Source organism: Carboxylicivirga sediminis (assembly GCF_018156225.1).
Taxonomy (GTDB): domain Bacteria; phylum Bacteroidota; class Bacteroidia; order Bacteroidales; family Marinilabiliaceae; genus Carboxylicivirga; species Carboxylicivirga sediminis.
Genome location: NZ_JAGTAR010000035.1, coordinates 1 through 18,536 on the forward strand (window position 1 = coordinate 1; position 18,536 = coordinate 18,536).

At 41.8% G+C, this 18,536-nt stretch carries 7 protein-coding genes and 1 tRNA gene; 5 read left to right on the forward strand and 3 right to left on the reverse strand.

The genetic code is table 11. From position 1 onward, the window contains the following. Position 1 precedes the first annotated feature (1 nt). The 3 genes from KDU71_RS18495 (at position 2) to KDU71_RS18505 (ending at position 11,381) form a co-directional block, all read left to right on the forward strand. A tRNA-Asp gene (locus tag KDU71_RS18495) sits at positions 2–75 on the forward strand. Between the two features lie 199 nt (positions 76–274). Next, positions 275–10,423, forward strand: coding sequence for a Calx-beta domain-containing protein (locus tag KDU71_RS18500; RefSeq protein WP_212192592.1), 10,149 nt, complete (start codon positions 275–277; stop codon positions 10,421–10,423). Between the two features lie 25 nt (positions 10,424–10,448). Beyond that, positions 10,449–11,381 carry a PorP/SprF family type IX secretion system membrane protein gene (locus tag KDU71_RS18505; RefSeq protein ID WP_244828580.1) on the forward strand — a complete coding sequence of 311 codons (933 nt, stop codon included), beginning with the start codon at positions 10,449–10,451 and terminating at the stop codon, positions 11,379–11,381. A gap of 70 nt (positions 11,382–11,451) precedes the next feature. Here the strand turns inward: KDU71_RS18505 and KDU71_RS18510 are convergent, their stop codons facing one another. Further along, on the reverse strand, positions 11,452–12,543 hold the full coding sequence (locus tag KDU71_RS18510; protein ID WP_212192593.1) for a gamma-glutamyl-gamma-aminobutyrate hydrolase family protein: 1,092 nt from the start codon (positions 12,541–12,543) through the stop codon (positions 11,452–11,454). A 114-nt stretch (positions 12,544–12,657) separates the two neighbouring features. Then, positions 12,658–14,694, reverse strand: a complete 2,037-nt coding sequence (locus KDU71_RS18515; protein WP_212192594.1) for a methyl-accepting chemotaxis protein — start codon at positions 14,692–14,694, stop codon at positions 12,658–12,660. A gap of 400 nt (positions 14,695–15,094) precedes the next feature. Here KDU71_RS18515 and sucD point away from each other — a divergent pair, with 400 nt between their 5' ends. Further along, positions 15,095–15,967, forward strand: a complete 873-nt coding sequence (gene sucD, locus KDU71_RS18520) for a succinate--CoA ligase subunit alpha (protein ID WP_212192595.1) — start codon at positions 15,095–15,097, stop codon at positions 15,965–15,967. Positions 15,968–16,034: 67 nt separating this feature from the next. Here the strand turns inward: sucD and KDU71_RS18525 are convergent, their stop codons facing one another. Continuing rightward, positions 16,035–17,915 (reverse strand): methyl-accepting chemotaxis protein, encoded by a 1,881-nt coding sequence (locus KDU71_RS18525; RefSeq protein WP_212192596.1) that lies wholly within the window; start codon positions 17,913–17,915, stop codon positions 16,035–16,037. A gap of 325 nt (positions 17,916–18,240) precedes the next feature. Between KDU71_RS18525 and KDU71_RS18530 the strand changes: the two genes are divergently transcribed. Continuing rightward, on the forward strand, positions 18,241–18,474 hold the full coding sequence (locus KDU71_RS18530; protein WP_212192597.1) for a winged helix-turn-helix domain-containing protein: 234 nt from the start codon (positions 18,241–18,243) through the stop codon (positions 18,472–18,474). The last annotated feature ends 62 nt before the right edge of the window (positions 18,475–18,536 follow it).

Sequence of the window (18,536 nt, forward strand, 5' to 3'; positions counted from 1 at the left end):
TGGTCTGGTAGTTCAGCTGGTTAGAATGCCGGCCTGTCACGCCGGAGGTCGCGGGTTCGAGTCCCGTCCAGACCGCACAAAAGCTCATCTGATTAGGTGGGCTTTTGTTGCTTTTAGCCCTTTTCTTTCTATTTCTCATCGTATTTCATCAAAGGATATGCATGCTTCACCGTGTCAATAGCTGACATTCATGTAAAGGTGGGCGTGTATCAGCAACTAAAGCTCTGTGCGAGCGTACAAATTGTCGATAGATTAAATTAATTCTAGACCATTGATGAGAATACTTAAACCTATACTTAAATCAGTACTTTTTGTACTTTATTTTTATCCTTTTATTGCTTTTTCTCAAGAAGGGACCAAGCAATTTATGCCCAACTCAAGCGATAGACTGTGGTTAGAAATTTATCGATCTGATGATAAATTGTTTGCAACGCAGAGTGCCACTGACAAAGAACGCTTGTATGTATACCTGAATGCTGGCGAAAAAATGCACTTCGGAATGCGCATGGCCAATTATTCAGAAGGAAGAGTGTCACGCACTTCCTTAAGAGTCAAGGATGGCCAAGGGAATATTGTGTTTTCAGAAAGACGCTTCCCGTCATCAGGATCTGGTTATATTTCAAGTTACTCAGAAGCAGTGACAGGCCCCGAAGGTGTTATTATAAATGGAACAACCATATCAGATGGTAATGGATACACGCCTTATATTTATGAGGCACAATCTACAGGTAATCATTACATCGAGTTTGAAACATGGCGTTGGGATTACACGCCAGGTGGTAATAACCAAATACGGCGACGGCGTTTTGCTCTCGAATTTTTTGATGTTACCGTAACGGATGCTGGTAATAATGTAATTACAAATCCTGGTCAGCCTAATGTGTCAGCGGGCAGACTTTGGTCTAAGGGTTGGGCATTTACTACAACCAGCTATACCGACTATCCAGTAAAGGCTGATTTTTTTGTATTCACCGCCGATGAGTTTGTGAATAAGGTGCAGTACGAAATGAAGCCCTATTCGTTCAATTTTGTGGCAAATTCATATGGAGTTTCGCTGGATGTGAATGATAATGTTATCGAGAAGGCGCAAAGCCAGGATGGCGATTTAACCAATACCAGTGATATATCAGAATATCGAATTTTCTTAAATGATCCGGACAGGGCTGTGTGGCAGAATACAGCCTTACCGCCTCCTTCGGTCAAAGTATGGTTCGATGACAATCTGATATACGATTATGACTATGATCGTCAACCTCAGGAATTAGCCCTGGAGCCAAGTGCAATTGTTTTGGAGAAGAATAATGTTACTTGTCCGTTTGAGAGTATTACCATGTTTAAGATAGAGACTAATATTGACGGTTTCGCCACAGTGTTGCTCGATTTGGATGGTAATGGATACTCGACTGCAGGAAATGACAAAGCATTGCAATTGGAGCTTAAAATTGGTACTAATTACGTGCTCTGGGACTTTACCAACGATAATGGGGTGGAGGTGGCTGATGGCTCTTATTCTGCTACTGCAACCTTTTTGGGGCGCGGACCAGCTCACTTTCCTTTGTACGATGTTGAGTCGCTAAGTGGTATATCCACCTATTCCATTCGTCCGTTTAATAAGCTGGGGCCTACTCTTTACTGGGATGATACACAAATTGGCTCATGGGGCGATCCCACCGGTAACGGTAGTATGGATGAAACACAGCAGAAGCAGTTAATCATTAATAATCATATGCCTCGCGTATGGATTTATGATTCAAACAATACCGCTTACAATGGTAACGGAACAACCATGAATTCATGGTTTAATGCCATTGACCTGGGGATGCCTTTAATCAATTTCGATGTCATCACCGGAACCACCAAGTGTGTCAATGGTGAAGCTCCAGTGTTGGGGGACATCCATTTAGTGGCAGGTATTGATGAGGTTATTAGCTTTAACCTGACTGATTTTACCGACAAGTATTACGATCCTAATGATTTAGACCTGACAGAAATACAAATACTAACGCTGCCGGCAGATGGCAGTCTACGGCTATCTGGCGTTCCAATTACTGCTGGACAGGTAATTTTAGCCAGTCAGATAAGTAATATTACTTATACACCACCAAGTGGGTTTGGTGGTAAGTATACTTTTGAGTTTACAGCTTCTAACGGTACAAACTATGCGTTACAATCAAGTATTGTTAACCTGGTGAGTAATTCGGCACCAAGTATAAATGCCATTAGTGATCAAACTATTTGTACCAACGAAGGATTATTGAGTTTCCCAATTACCATTGGAGATGCTGAAACACCAGCAGAAGACCTTACCGTGATTGCCTATTCTCATGACCAAAATGCAGTTGAGAATAGTGGTATCAGTTTGTCTGGGACTGGCGCCAGTCGTCAGCTGAATGTGGTGCCTATTCCTGATCAATCGGGTTATGCTATAATCTATGTACTGGTGGACGATGGCTATTCTCAAAGTATAGAGGAATTTGCCTTGCATATTGGGCCATCGGTATTATTTACAGGTGACGTATCTGTTTGTGTGGGAGGAACATTATCACTAACTGCCGAGGAAGTTGGCGCCAGCTATGTATGGAAGAAGGGTGAAACAGTGTTAAGTACAGCCCAAAATCTGACCGTTAATAATCTGACATTAGCCGATGCAGGTACCTATTCATTATCTGTTGCTAAGGCAGGATGTGCGATTACTAAGCAGTTTGAGGTATCCATTGCGCCAATCGTCTCTTTCACAGGTGATGTGGCTCTTTGCGTTGGTGAAGATTTATCGTTGAGTGCCGATGAAACAGTAGCAACCAGTTATACCTGGAAGCGGGGAACATCGGTAATTGGCAGCTCAAAGGTATTGGCAAAGACGGATGTAACGTTGGCTGATAATGGCTCTGATTATACATTGGAAGTGACAAAAGAGGGTTGTTCCAATGCTTCTGCACCTTTTACTATTTCTGTTGTTAATGTTCTTGACAACAGCCTGATTGTGCAGGGCTCACAAGTAGTAGAGAATGTTGCAGGAACTGTAACCATCCAATCCGCAGAACAGGATGTGGTGTATACAGTTTATGACTCTGACAATACGCCAGTGGCCTCGGGAACAGGCAGTGATGCAAATTTAAACCTGAATGTATCAGAAACATTTTTAAATGTAGGCACTAATGTATTTGCCATTAGTGGAGATAACGGCAATTGCACGGTTGACTTGATTAATAATGCAAGTATCACCGTAAATGGATTACCAACAATATCGTCACAAGTGGTTAGTACCGATGAAGATATCCCTTATGTTGGCAACTTGCTAACAGGGGCTACTGATGAAGATGGTGGTAACCTCACTGCAGAAACAACACCTGTTACTCCTCCATCTAATGGGTCCGTAACGATGTTGGCTAATGGTAACTTTACCTATACGCCTAATTCGAATTTTAATGGTTCGGATAGTTTTACTTTCCGCATTTGCGATGATCAAACGCCTAATGGATGTGTGACTGCTGATGTGAGTATCACTGTTAATGCTGTTAATGATGTGCCTGTAGTATCCAATGTAAATCTTAATGCTACCGAGGATGTTGATTATATTTTTACCGCGGCAGATTTTACAACAACCTACACCGATGAAGAAGGTGAGCCTTTAGCAAAAATTCAAATTACTGGCTTACCCAATGCTGTAGCAGGTGAACTTCAATTGTCAGGGAATCCCGTGGTCCTTAATCAGGAAATTGAATTGGCGGCCATTGGTAATTTAAAATTTTTACCGGCAGTAAACTGGAATGGTGCGACCTCTTTTCAGTGGAAAGCCAGTGACGGCATAGCTTATTCTGAAACCAGTGCAGCTGTTAATTTAAGTGTAGCACCCCAGGATGATACGCCATCAGTTATTAATGGAACGGTTTTAGTTTCGGAAGATGCCACTAACAATATCATACTATTTAATATTAATGATCAGTTGACTGGAACAGATAATGATATTGATGGTGAAAAAATAAGCTATTCAATTCTGTCAGGTAATACATCCAATGCTTTTAAAGTGGATGCCAATACTGGTGAAGTAGCTGTTAATATAAGCTCTGCAATTGATTATGAAAACCTGACAAGCTATAGTCTGGTTATCAGGGCAACTGATGTTAATGGCGGATTTGAAGACCTCGTATTAACTGTCAATGTACAGAATTCAGATAGTGATGTTGTGCTGAGCATAGCTAATGCTTCACTAACAGAAGGAGATGCTGGCACCAGCAATATGGTGTTTACGGTATCAGCATCAGAGAATGTGGCTGCAAATCTTTCATTTGATTTTACTATTACCGGAGTAACTGCGACTTACCCCATAGATTATACTATTGAATCCGGTTCGGGAATGATTGCAGTAGGTAGCAATACAACCACTTTTAGTGTGCCAGTTGTTGGCGATGCTATTGTTGAATCAGATGAAACATTTTCTGTTGCCTTGAATAACTTGTCGGCCGGCTCTGTAGCATCTGCTGCAACTGGGACTATTACCGATAATGATAATGCTTCTTTGGCTGTTATTAACGCTTCTGCATCAGAAGGTGACGGACAGATTGCTTTTGATGTAACGCTTAATGGGGCTGTTCAGGGAGGGTTAACCGTTGGCTATAATCTTACCGACCAGTCGGCTAATAGTGGAAGCGATTACAATGGAGCGAGTGGAACAGTCGTGTTCTCGGGAGTTGATGGACAAACGCTGCAAATAATCGTACCGCTTAGTGATGATAATGTGGTTGAGCCGACCGAAACTTTTACCGTTAGCTTAAGCTCAGCTAATCCTTCTGTTGATGCCTCAGATAATGCAACTGGTTCGATTACTGATAATGATGGCCAGGCAACTCTTTCAATAGCCAACCAAACAGTTGATGAAAATGGCTCAGCAGCATTTACAATAGCAGTTGATAAGGCCGTGCAGGGTGGTTTTACAGTGAATTACAGCACAAGCAATGGTTCAGCTATACTGGGAACTGATTTTACAATTACAGGCTCAAGTCTGGTATTTACCGGTACAGAGTCGGAAGCTCATGATTTTAATATCACTGGTATTGACGATGCCATTGTAGAAGGTTCAGAAACTTTCACCATCAATTTATCAACTGGCAATCCATTGGTAAATAGCGGTAACACTGCTACCGGAACCATTATAGATGATGATGTGGCCGTAGTGACAGTGGGCGATGTAACAGTAACAGAAGGGGGAAATGCCATCTTTACAGTGGCTCTTAATAAAGCTGTAGCCGGAGGTACGGTGATTACTTATGATTTAACAGATAATACAGCCGAAAAAGGAGTAGATTACTTGGAGGCTATTGATAGAACAATGACTTTTACAGGTACTGCAGGTGAGTCACATAGTTTTACGGTAACCACACAGAATGATGATATTGTGGAACCTGTTGAACAATTTACAGTGAGCTTGTCATCAAGTAATCCATTGGTGGGTACCGATGATGTTGCAACTGCTACTATTACAGATAATGATGGAACAGCGGCAGTAACTGTTAATAATATCAGTGTAGCTGAAGGTGACAATGCACAATTCACATTAACACTTGATAAGGCTGTTCAAGGAGGTGTGGTCATTAACTATTCGACCAATAATGGTACGGCCATAGCTGGTGAGGATTATACAGCTGCCAGTGGTTCTGTTGTTTTTGCAGGAACAGCAGGTGAGACGAAGCCTGTTAATATAACTACTGCCGAAGATTTAGTAGTGGAGGAGGATGAAGACTTTGCTCTCGCATTGTCTGCGGCCCACACATTGGTTAGTGTAGCAGCAAACGCAACAGCTACCATTACAAATGATGATGGCCAGGCTACCATCAGTATTGTAAATGCTTCGTTTAATGAGAATGGAACAGGAACTTTTAGTATTCTTGCTGATAAAGCAGTGCAAGGTGGCTATACGCTAAACTATAGCTTTGAAGATGGCAGTGCTTTGGCAGGAGTTGATTTCGATGATGAAGTGACGCCGGTTAGTTTTGCAGGCACAGCCAATGAGTCTCACGAAATCAATGTAGCTGGAGTCGATGATTTATTGTTGGAAGGTCCCGAAATATTTACAATCCGATTAGCATCGTTAAATGGCTTAGTTGTAGCTAATGGTACAGCACAAGGAACGATCATAGATAATGATGCAGCAGCCATCACCATTGATGATGTAACGGTAAATGAAAATGAAACAGCAACTTTTACCATTTCCCTTGATAATGCGGTGCAGGGTGGCTTTACGGTTGATTATGCTTTTATCAATGGCTCGGCCACAGGAGATGATGATTTTACTACTATATCAATACCCTTGGCCTTTACCGGAAACATCGGGGAATCGCATTCCTTTGATGTGAACATTAGCGATGATAATATAGTCGAAGCTAGCGAAAGTTTTACAGTAACTGTTACCAGTTCAAATGCACTGGTAGATGATTCGGATACGGCTACTGGTAATATACTTGATAATGACGGACCAGCCAATGTAACGGTCGCTGACGTAATTGTCGCCGAAGGAGGAAGCGCAGAAGTGGTGTTGCTGCTTGACAAAGCCATTCAGGGAGGTTTTATTGTTGATTGCTCAACCGCTGATGGAACAGCAACTGCCGGACTTGATTATGAAGTATCGGCAGAAACTTTAGCGTTTGATGGAACGAGTAACGAAACGCAATCATTCTTTATTGATGGTCTGACTGATGAGGTAGTGGAAGGAATCGAAAATTTCACCGTTAACTTCTCAACATTATCAGCATTAGTAAATGTTCAGGCTTCATCACTAGTGAATATTACCGATGATGATGGGCAGGCCAAGGTAACAGTCGAGAATATTACAATGAATGAGAATGGTTCAGGAACATTTACCATTAGAGCTGATAAAGCGGTACAGGGTGGTTATACGCTTAGTTACTCATTTATTGACGGTACGGCCATTGGCGGTGTTGACTACAATAATGCAGGCGGCAATATCGTATTTGCAGGTTCTGAGGGTGAAATGAAAGACGTGGTTGTAGCGTCTGTTGATGATGATATTGTTGAGGTATCGGAGTCATTTACTATGCAGCTAAGCTCAGCCAGTACATTGGTTGATGCCAGTGATAATGCTACTGCTACTATTTTGGATGATGATAATGCATCATTGGTAATTGGTGATGCTCAGGTGACAGAAGACGGAGTACTAAGTTTTGTTGTTACATTATCGCAGGCAGTTGATGGCGGAACAACTGTAACATCTAACTTCGTTGATATAAGCGCCACTGGTGGTACGGACTATGATAATGACCCACAGCAATGGGTGTTTGCAGGTATTGAAGGAGAAGAGCATACTATAAGCGTTTCACTTACTGATGATCTGGTTGTGGAAGCAGATGAGACCTTCAGGGTGCAGCTATCCAGCTCCAATGTTTTAGTTGATGCTTCTCAAACTGCTATTGGTACTATCCTTAATAATGATGGCACAGCTACTGTAACAATTGCTGATGTTGATGTCATTGAGTCAGATAAGGCCATTGTTAAACTGGTGGTTGATAAAGCTGTTCAGGGAGGGTTTAATATTTCTTATGCTACAGCTAATGGTACTGCCATGTCTGTTTCTGATTATACTTCGGTAGTCGATGTGCTTGCTTTTGATGGAACTGTCAATCAGGAACAAATCATTGAAATTAATACTATCGATGATGCCGTGGTGGAGAATGCAGAGAATTACGTTGTTAACTACACATCCAATAGCGGTTTAGTGACAGTGCCAGCGTTTAATACGATTACTATAACTGATAATGATGGCACAGCTACTCTCGCAGTTAGTGATGTGTCAGTTACCGAAGGTGGTTCACAGTTGGTTACATTAACCGTAGATAAGGCTGTTCAGGGCGGATTTGAAGTTAGCTATCAGTTTTTAGATAACGAAACATCAGGTGTGAATGATTATGAAGCAGCAGGCGATCCGCTTGTCTTTAACGGCACACCAGGTGAATCAGTCACCTTTGAGGTGAGTGCTTTAAACGATGATTTGGTTGAAGGGAATGAAACGTTTAGTATCGTTTATACGCCATCAGTTGCAGCAGTTCAGGCACCGGATGCATCACTTATTACCATTATTGATGAGGATAGTGCTAACCTGACAATTGAAGATGTGACGGCTAATGAAGATGAGACTATGACCTTCATTGTTGCACTGAACCGTGAGGTGGCAGGCGGTTTAGTTGTGGATTACAACCTAACACCGCAATCGGCCACCGCAGGTGATGATTACACCAATATATTTGATGGTCAGCTGACGTTTATCGGTGGGGCCAACGAAACACAGTCATTCACGGTTGATTTGAATGATGATAATGTAGTGGAAGGCAACGAGACATTTATGGTGTCACTAGCGAGCCAAAATGCCTTGGTGGGTGATGATGATTCAGCTATAGGAACAATTGTAGATAATGACGGAACAGCCACAATAACAGTTGCTGATATCACTGTTAATGAGTCGCAGCAAGCTATATTTACTTTAGAAGCTGATAAGGCCGTTCAGGGAGGTTTCAGCATTGCTTATCAAACAACACCTGGAACGGCATCCAATGATGACTTTGTACCTGCATCAGGTGATATAGCGTTTGCAGGCACTCTTCTCGAATCACAAATTATTACCATTAATCTGGAGGATGATGACATAGTAGAAGCCGATGAGGTGTTTGCTATAGCGCTTTCAACATATAGTGGTCTTGTAAATGTAGTGGCATCCGTAAATGCAACAATTAACGATAACGATGGTGTTGTAACCCTTTCTGTGGAGGATATTTCGTTTGAAGAGAATGCAACAGGACAGTTTGTTGTTGTAGCAGATAAAGCCATCGAAGGTGGTTTTGAGTTGAACTACTCATTTGCCGATGTATCGGCAACAGGTGGGGTTGACTATAATAATGCACCAAATACCATTTATTTTGCCGGAAACGCAGGGGAGGAGCAGGTAATAGCAGTCGCAGGTATTGATGATAATGCAGTGGAAGCTGATGAAACCTTTACACTTCAACTGTCATCGGTTAATGCACTGGTTGATGCCACTGTATTGGCTACTGCCACTATTACTGATGATGAAATACCTAATAAGGTGCCTTTGGCTACTGCTGATGATTTCTCAACAGATGAGGATGTCTCTTTACAAAGTATGGATGTGTTGGCTAATGATGCGAACCTGGAAGATGGAAATATAGTGGTTTCAGTTATAGCGCAACCAACCAATGCTTTGGTGAGCGTTAACCCTGATAATACCCTAAAGCTGGTTCCGGGCAATAACTATTTTGGCGATGTATCATTTGAATACCAGGTGTGTGACGGCGATGGTGATTGTGCATCAGCCAGCGTGACGGTGACTATCCATCCGGTGAATGATGCCCCAACTTTGTTATCCGATGTGGCGACTGTTAATCAGGACGAGGTGCTGAATGGTACCAATCTGTTAAGTAACGATACGGATCCGGAAAACGATGAATTGACCATCAATACAACACCGGTTGTTGATGTAACCAATGGTACCTTGGTAATTAATACCGATGGAACCTATACCTATACACCTGTTCAGGGCTTCTTTGGTGAGGATGGCTTTACATACGAGGCCTGCGATAATGGTAGTCCGGCTTTGTGCTCAAGTGCCAGTGTTCAAATCATTGTTGCAGAAAAGAAGGTGGTTAATGAAGCTCCAACCGCTGTTGATGATGTGTTTGAAACAGGGCGTAACCAAGTATTGGAAGGATTTTCTGTTTTGGATAACGATACAGATAAAGAAGAAAATACGCTGTATGTAACAACAGTGCCCCTGGTAAGGCCCGGCAATGGAACAGTAACTATTGAGGTGGATGGAACATTCGCTTACATGCCTGATGCCGATTTCGTAGGTGTAGATTCATTTACCTACCAGGTCTGCGACGATGGCAGTCCGAGCGAATGTGCTACAGCTACCGTAACGATCTCAGTGGTGATAAAAGATAGTGATGAAGATCTGATTCCGGACGATATTGAAGGTGATGATGATCCGGATAATGACGGTGTGCCTAACTATCTGGATGATGACTCGGATGGCGATGGTTACAGCGACAAGGAAGAAGGTATTGGCGATTGTGACAATGATGAGGTGCCTGACTATCTGGATATCGACTTGTGCTATGATGATTATCCGCTATCCAAAGGCTTCTCGCCCAATGGGGATGGCATCAATGACTTGTATGAAATACCATGGTTAGGTCAGTTTACAGAGGTGAGCATAGAGGTATTCAACCGCTGGGGAAATGTGGTTTATACAGCTGATAAGTATCTGAATGATTGGGATGGCACATCCAATGCAGGTTTCTCCATTGGTGATGAGTTGCCTGTTGGTACATACTTCTACATTATTAACATTAAGGATACCAAGCAGGTCTTGAAAGGGTATATCTACTTAAATCGATAACTGATAATACAATACAGAAATGAAGATGATGAAATTATTTAAGATGACATTGGCTTGCTTACTGGTTGTTTTATCAGCAAAGGTAGAAGCCCAGCAAGAGCCATTATATACACAGTACATGTTTAATGCCATGTCGGTCAATCCGGCCTATACGGGTACGCAGGATGCTTTAGAGGCAGTGTTTCTGTCGCGTATGCAATGGACGGGTTTTGATGGAGCGCCGCGCACCTATTCATTTGCCGCGCATACGCCGTTTACGCAGCACGATATGGGTATTGGAGTGGCTTTGGTAGCCGATAAAGTTGGGCCGGTCAATAACTTTTATTTCAATGTAAATTATGCCTACAGAGTGAATCTGACGGATGATTTAAAACTGTCGATGGGTATCAAAGGGGGATTTTATAACTATCATGTAGGGTTGGATAACTTGTTGCTCGATGCCAATTCAATCGATCCCTCTTTTCAGGGACAGGTGGAGCGCAAATTTCAGCCTAACCTGGGTGCTGGTTTATACATCTACGACGATCGCTTGTATGCAGGAATATCCGTTCCCAAGTTATTTCAATCAGAGATTAATCCTGAGGAGGCACAGGAAGATGCTTTGGCTGTTTTAAAGCGTCATTATTACATCATGGCGGGTTATCTGTTTACCATCAATGATGACTTTAAACTCAGGCCATCATTCATCAATAAATTTGTTGAAGGGGCACCGCCATCAACTGATATCACTGCTCAGATGGTGTATCAGGATATGTATTGGCTTGGTATGACATATCGCTTGGGCGATGCATTGGCTTTTATGGCTAATGTCAATGTATCTGAAGAGTTGATGATTGGTTACTCTTACGATTTCTCAGTATCCAACCTGGGGAATTACAATAGTGGTAGTCACGAAATTATGCTGAGTTACCGCTATGGAGGTTTAATAAAATCAAAACGAACAAGACGACTGCGTTAAGTCGACTAATCGGGAGCTATGAATAGCGGCCGGCTAATTTTAGCCGGCTTTTTTTATGCGTAGATATATTCTATAACTCCAGCAGAATCGCATTAATGCCTTGCCAGAACTGAACATGAAACTGCATGCTCTCTTCATTCAGAAAATCCGACAATAATTTTGGTTGTGTGCCAGGTTGAAAGATGTACTTCTTAGATTTTAAATAGAATTGTGAACGCTCGGGATGAAACTGTACACCAAACACATTGGGATAGTGTGCATGGAACATTGCCTCAATGATTTTTCCATCGGTGGAGGTCGCCCCAATGACAAAACCTTTACCCAGTTTCTTAACGGATTGATGATGGTAGCTGTTTACCCAAGGCTTTAGCTCTGGTTTTACCTTTGCCAGACTGGGAAAAAAGTAATCCTTGAACTCAATTTGGTGGAAACTGGAGCCTGCAAGTTGCTTACCCTCATTAATTGGCATTTTAGCATAGGCATTCCGGTGTATCTCTTCTGGTTTGAGGTGTTCAAGACCCTTTGTTTCATCGCTATTAAATATTTCACTTGGTATATCCTGAATAAGGGTACCACCAGTGGCCACATTCATCGATTGCATGCCCAGGCAGATGCCAAATACCAGGTAATTGGTGTTTTGCTCAACTAAAGGTGTATAATCGCTGTTTTGGTAGCCACCCAGCAGGTGATACAGAAAAGAGATTTCATAATAATGGCGGAAAGGATCGGTAACTACAGTGCGGTCGTGCGAAAGTTCATTGTATATAGCCGGTGGAATGTCAGGACCGCCAAAGAAGATGATGCCTTCGCTCTCGTCAAATAGTTGTTGAAACGTTTGAGAGCAGGCATTATGGCAAAACAGGCTATCAGTGAATAGAGTATCTGTTAGTTGGTAAAGCTGCATGTTAATACCTTGCAAGGTATCCAGCATAAGCTGCGACTGGCTGTAGTCATAAGTTTCATCCTTATGGTAAACGCCCACCAGTTCAATGCTATTTAGGTCAATTAGTTGATGTTGATGAAGTGTTGAAATAACCTCGATGGTACTGGTAGTTGGATGTGCCAGAAGCAAACGTTTATTCAAATGATCGGGTAAAGGACTTAACAATTGAGCGCTCAGGTTGAAGGAGCAGAGTAGTAACAGGAGGATTGGGCTTCTCATAATGTGCTGTTTTGAACAGCTAAAGTACAAAAAAAAGCGACTGTCATAGATTTCATGACAGTCGCCTCAAACAATAATTAATAGTATTTCATAGATTGATTGGGATGTACATCTTTATATAGATTCATACTCATCGTCTATCGATTTTGTATTCTCTTCAATGTCAATCTGAATGCCCTTGGCTATTTTTTCATCACTCGCATCTTTACCTGACTTCTTTGCGCCTGCCTTTATTGCAGTCTGGCGAGTTGGAGTTTGTTTAGTTTTGAAGAATGAAACTGTTTCTTTCATTTGAGCTGCCTGTGAAGATAATTCCTCAGCAGTTGATGCCAGTTCTTCTGAAGATGCAGCATTTTCCTGTGTAATATTGGCTAATTGCTGCACACCTGAATTGATTTGTGTCACACCGGCACTCTGTTCTTCACTCGAGATGTTAATTTCCTCAACCAACTGTGCCGTCTTTTGAATCTCGGGCACCAGTGTTTTTAGCATATTACCCGATTTCTCGGCAATATCCACACTTGTAGCTGCCAGTTCTGTAATTTCGCGGGCAGCGCGCTGGGTTTGTTCGGCCAGTTTTCTTACCTCACTGGCAACAACGGCAAAACCTTTCCCATTCTCACCGGCTCGGGCAGCTTCGACGGCAGCGTTAATCGCCAATAAGTCTGTCTTATGTGAGATGTCGTTGATGATGAATATCTTCTCAGCAATTTGTTTAATAGCTCTGTTGGATTCATCTACTGCCAGCTGGCCTTCATTCATTTCCCGGGCAGTTTTATTAGCTATTTGCTCGGTGCGTTTGGCATTATCAGCGTTTTGAGCAATGCTGCTGGTCATTTCTTCAATGGATGATGAGATCTCTTCACTTGAAGCTGCTTGCTCCGAAGAACCCGAAGATAATTGCTCCGATGAGGTGCTCAACTGGTTACTGACAGTTGCAAAATTATCGGAGGCAATCATTATTTCCTCAATAATAATTTTCAGTCGGTTCACCATTTGGATGAGCGCATCATCCAGTTCTCCCTCAAATTCATCTTCATTCATCGAGTCCAGCACAAGCAGATTACCTTTTGACACCTCGGAGGCAACCGTTACACTTTTGCGCAGCTTGTTAATCATTAGCTGCACATCTTTTAGCAGCTTGCCAATCTCATCCTGGTTTTTGATTTCAACGTTTTGCGAGAAATCACCATGGGCCACTGCGTTTACGGCTTCTTGGGCAGCCCGTAATCCATTCTGAATGGTTGAAAGGATAACAACAAGCAGGGCTATGGTTACCACCAAAAAGAAGATAATGAGAACAATGATGTTTCGAATGGTGGCGTTAATGGCTTTTTCACTTTCCTGCTCAATGGCAACAACAATCGCATCAATGGCAGGCTCAGTTCTGTGGATGGTTGCCCGCAATTGTCCTTTTATGCCTTCTGTCTCGCTTAACCCAATTCGTTCGTCAATACTGATGATGTTATTAAAGGCCTGCTGGTAGTTCTTTAATCGCATGGTCAGTATATCTTTCTTGCTTTCGGTTAGTTGCTTACTGCTTTTTATCTGTTTAATGAAAGCATCAACAGCATCATTTAACTTTTTCTGGTAAGAAATGTCCTTTCTAAGCAGGTAATCTTTTTCATGTTTACGCAATAGCAATTGTTGAGCTGCTATAAATGAAGCGTCGTTATAATTTTCTTCCAGTGCTTTAACGGCTGTTCGCATTTCTCCAATACGCCCGTAGTCTTTGAGGCCGCGCTGGGTGAGAAGTTGTACTAAACTGTCAAAGTGCTTATCATATTCTTCAAAGTCAGATTTTAATACCTGAAGGTTGTTAACTAGGTTGAATTCTTCAATATAACGGCTGTCCTGAAGAGTTTGCAGTGTTTTTAGGTTATCTTGCTTTACCTCATGAAAGGCGTTCAGGTATTTGCTCTGTCCGGTTTCAAAATAATCATAACTGATTAAATCCCTCAGCATAAAGTCCTTTTCGGATTTACGCATTTTAAGCATATTCTCTTGCAGTTGTTTTGCATAGGCAAGATGATCGTGCAATGTATCAATCTTATTAAAAGAAAGGTACGTCATTGTACCAATGATTAATAGTACAAAAGCGATAGCTGCAATAAGCCCTATTAGCTTTTGTCTAATAGTAAAATTTCCCATTTCCCAATTTGTTTTCAGGCAGTGCCTGATGAATTCCCTATTTAATCCTTTTGTCCTTGAAACGGTATACTAATACGCTTGGTTTCATCAATTTTGCCATTGTTAAGTCTTATTGCTGAAACAATAAAAGACCTCAATATCTTTAAAGCTTGTCTGTAATGGCTTGGGCTATCTTCAGAGTTCTAATGTTAAATTTTATAACTTAACAGTATATTTTGAGGAAATATGACTAAAATCACGTTTAGTTGCATTTTTATTGATTGTCTGCGGGAAACAATCGACCAGTAATAGCAACTTTTGATAGAAATAAGTGTAACTGAAAACAAAAGGCGAAGCTATCGGTTATTTACAATAACAATTTAAACTCTTAAGATATCGCTAATTAAAATCGAATTACCCTATGAGCGTAATAGTTAATAAAAACTCTAAAGTAATAGTTCAGGGATTTACCGGCAGTGAAGGAACATTTCATGCTACCCAGATGATTGAATATGGAACTCAGGTGGTGGGAGGTGTGACGCCAGGTAAAGGAGGAACTCAACACTTAAATCTACCAGTATTTGATACGGTTGCTGAGGCTGTTGAAAAAGTTAAGGCTGATGTGTCAGTGATCTTTGTTCCACCGGCCTTTGCTGCTGATGCTATTATGGAAGCGGCTGATGCAGGCATTAAAGTCATTATAGCTATTACCGAAGGGATTCCTACCAATGATATGGTAAGGGCTAAAGATTATTTAAAAGATAAAGAAGCCATACTGGTTGGACCTAACTGCCCGGGTGTAATAACAGCCGAAGAATGCAAAGTAGGTATTATGCCTGGCTTTATTTTTAAGAAAGGAAGAGTAGGGGTGGTATCTAAATCAGGTACATTAACCTATGAAGCTGCCGACCAGATAGTGAAGTCTGGTTTGGGTATTTCAACAGCTATTGGTATCGGAGGCGATCCTGTAATTGGGACTACCACAAAAGAGGCGGTGGAGCTGTTTATGAATGATCCTGAAACAGATGCTATCATCATGATAGGTGAAATAGGCGGAACCATGGAAGCTGATGCAGCCCGTTGGATTAAAGAAAATGGTACTAAGCCAGTGGTTGGGTTTATTGCAGGACAAACAGCTCCTAAGGGGCGTCGTATGGGACATGCGGGTGCTATTATTGGCGGCAAAGACGATACGGCTGCAGCCAAGATGGCCATTATGCGCGAGTGTGGCATTCACGTGGTTGAATCGCCGGCTGATTTGGGAGCAACTGTAGTAAAGGCCTTAGCTAACTAATTGTAGTCAAGAATATAATGAAAAGTACCATGTGACTATGGTACTTTTTTATTGCTTAAAATCTTGATTAGCGATTCGCTATCTTAAAATAGGATACCTGGCGCTGTAATTCATTGGCGAATGCATTTAGCTCATCAGCACTTTGTGCCAGCGCATCGGCCAGTGTAGCGTTTTGTTGGGTTCCATGATTCAGCTGTTGAAGAGCGCCGGATATTTGCTGAATGCCAGTGTTTTGCTCCAGGCTGGCAGCTGTTATCTCATCCACCAGTGATGAGGTTTTCTCTATCTCAGGAACAAGGTCCTCCATATCATTACCGGCTTTCTCTGAAATCATTAGGGCACGTCTTGATAGCTTTTCTATTTCTTTGGCAGCATCCTGGCTGCGTTCGGCCAGTTTTTTTACTTCCGAGGCTACCACCGAAAAACCGCGTCCGGCTTCTCCTGCGCGTGCTGCTTCTACGGCTGCATTTAGTGAAAGGATATTGGTTTGAGATGCAATATCCTGTATAATAGAAATGCGTTCGGCCACCGAGCCCATTGCCTGCCGCATGCGTTGAGTGGAGTTATTGCTGTTTTTAACACTTTCCAGTGCTGTGTGTGACAGTTGTGAGGTGATGCGCGCGTTTTCGGTATTTTGCTCAATGTTGGCCGTCATTTCTTCAATGGCCGATGATACCTCTTCGGATGAGGTGGCCATCGATGACGTGGCATTTGATAAGGTGCTCGAATCTTGTTCTAAGCGGTTGGATGCATCTTGTATTTGCTGCGAGTTTTCGCGAATCATTTTTACTACTACCGATAACTTCTCCTGCATGTCGAGGAGCGAATTATTAAGGACATCTAACTCGTCTTTTTCCTTTTTGTAGTTAAATACGCTGGTTAAGTCACCTGATGAAATAGTAGATGTGATTTTAGCGGAGCTTATAATGGGTGTTGCAATACGGCCGCTTACCAGGTAAACGAGTATCGCAATCACAGCAATAGACACCAGTCCAATAATCAGCAATACTGAAACAATCCAGTTGGCTTTAGCTGTTAGTACCTTCTTGGGGGTCTGGATTAATACGAACCAGGGCGTCAAACTTTTACCGGGATATATGGGCGCCAGTGAAAATACCATTTGCTCACCATCAATTTTATATTCGAATATTTCGCACGCTTCTTTATTCAGGTGTGTATACGCAGCAATGTTAATGGAATCATAGAAGTTATTTAATGGCTTGCCAAGTTTTTCTACATCTTCATGTCCGATGATGGAACCTTTGGTAGACAATAAAATAGCTGTAGACGCTTCAAAAGGTTTAATGTCAGCTACAAAAGCAGGAAAGGCATCCAGAGAGATGTCAATGCCCACAACGCCTATCCCAGCACCACTAGCCTGCATGGGTGCAACAATTGATGTTTCAAGGACTTTATCACTTTCATCTTCGCCATATTGGTACCAATAGGGTTCAACAATCATTTCATTTAATGATTCAATGGCATCATAATAGGGCGATGGTTTTATACCATCTATATCACGTATAATTTCTTTATGTTTCAGTTGGCCTTCTTCGCGTGATAAGGTAGATGTTAGGCGTCCTGGTTTATTGCCCCACGTAGGTAGTATATATTCATATTGAAAACAATTCCATACCGCCAGAAAATCATCCTCTTCCTTTGCTACTTGCTCCATAGAAGCGTTGAAGAGCGGATACATTTGTTCCCAGTTGTTGCTGTAGGTAACTTCAAAAGAACGTGCCAGTGCACGGGCGACTGCCATATGCGACGATAGCTGTTGATTAATGGCATTGGCTGCTTTTTGCGTTTCTTCAATCAGCAGGTGCTCATTGGACTCAACAAACGAACGGCGGATAAATAATAGTGAAATAGTCAGGAATATACAGAATACACTTCCTACGGCAATAATAGTAAAGCTAGCCAGCTTCTTCTTAAGATTTAATTTCATCTGCGATCAGGCAATATTATAGATAACGATTCTCGTTTACAAAAGTAAAAAATGACTCAAGGTGGCAAAATGTAATTTGATAAACCCTTTAATTATGGTGACGGAGCACTTGCTTTAGTAAGAATTTCTTTTCTAAAGTTAGTGAAGGTTTCCTGAGCTTAATTTGGTTTATAGTGTTTTGGTTATGTTGATATCAAATAAGGTTGGAAGTTGATTTATTAGTCTATTATGTATACATTAGTAGGCTACTAATCGGGTTAATGTGAGATTATAATTAATGTACTCATAATTGAGCATGATTAAATAATGATAGCTTAACCTAACAATGAATTTTCTCACGCAAATGGAGCGTTATGAACGCATCATCCTCTTAATTAAACGAAAAGCTACTGGTACCCCGGAGCAGCTTGCCAAGCGTTTGGATATTTCAGAAAGTACGCTTTATGAACATATAAGAGTGTTGAAGGAGCGGGGGGCGCAAATTGAGTATTGTGCTTGTAGGCAAACGTATGTTCTTCATAATGACTTTACCATTGTTTTTGGTGAGTCTTACAATTAAATTTTTATTTTGTCAGAAGTTAGCTCCACTCCGAAAAAATCGGAGTGAAGTATCATAGCTTT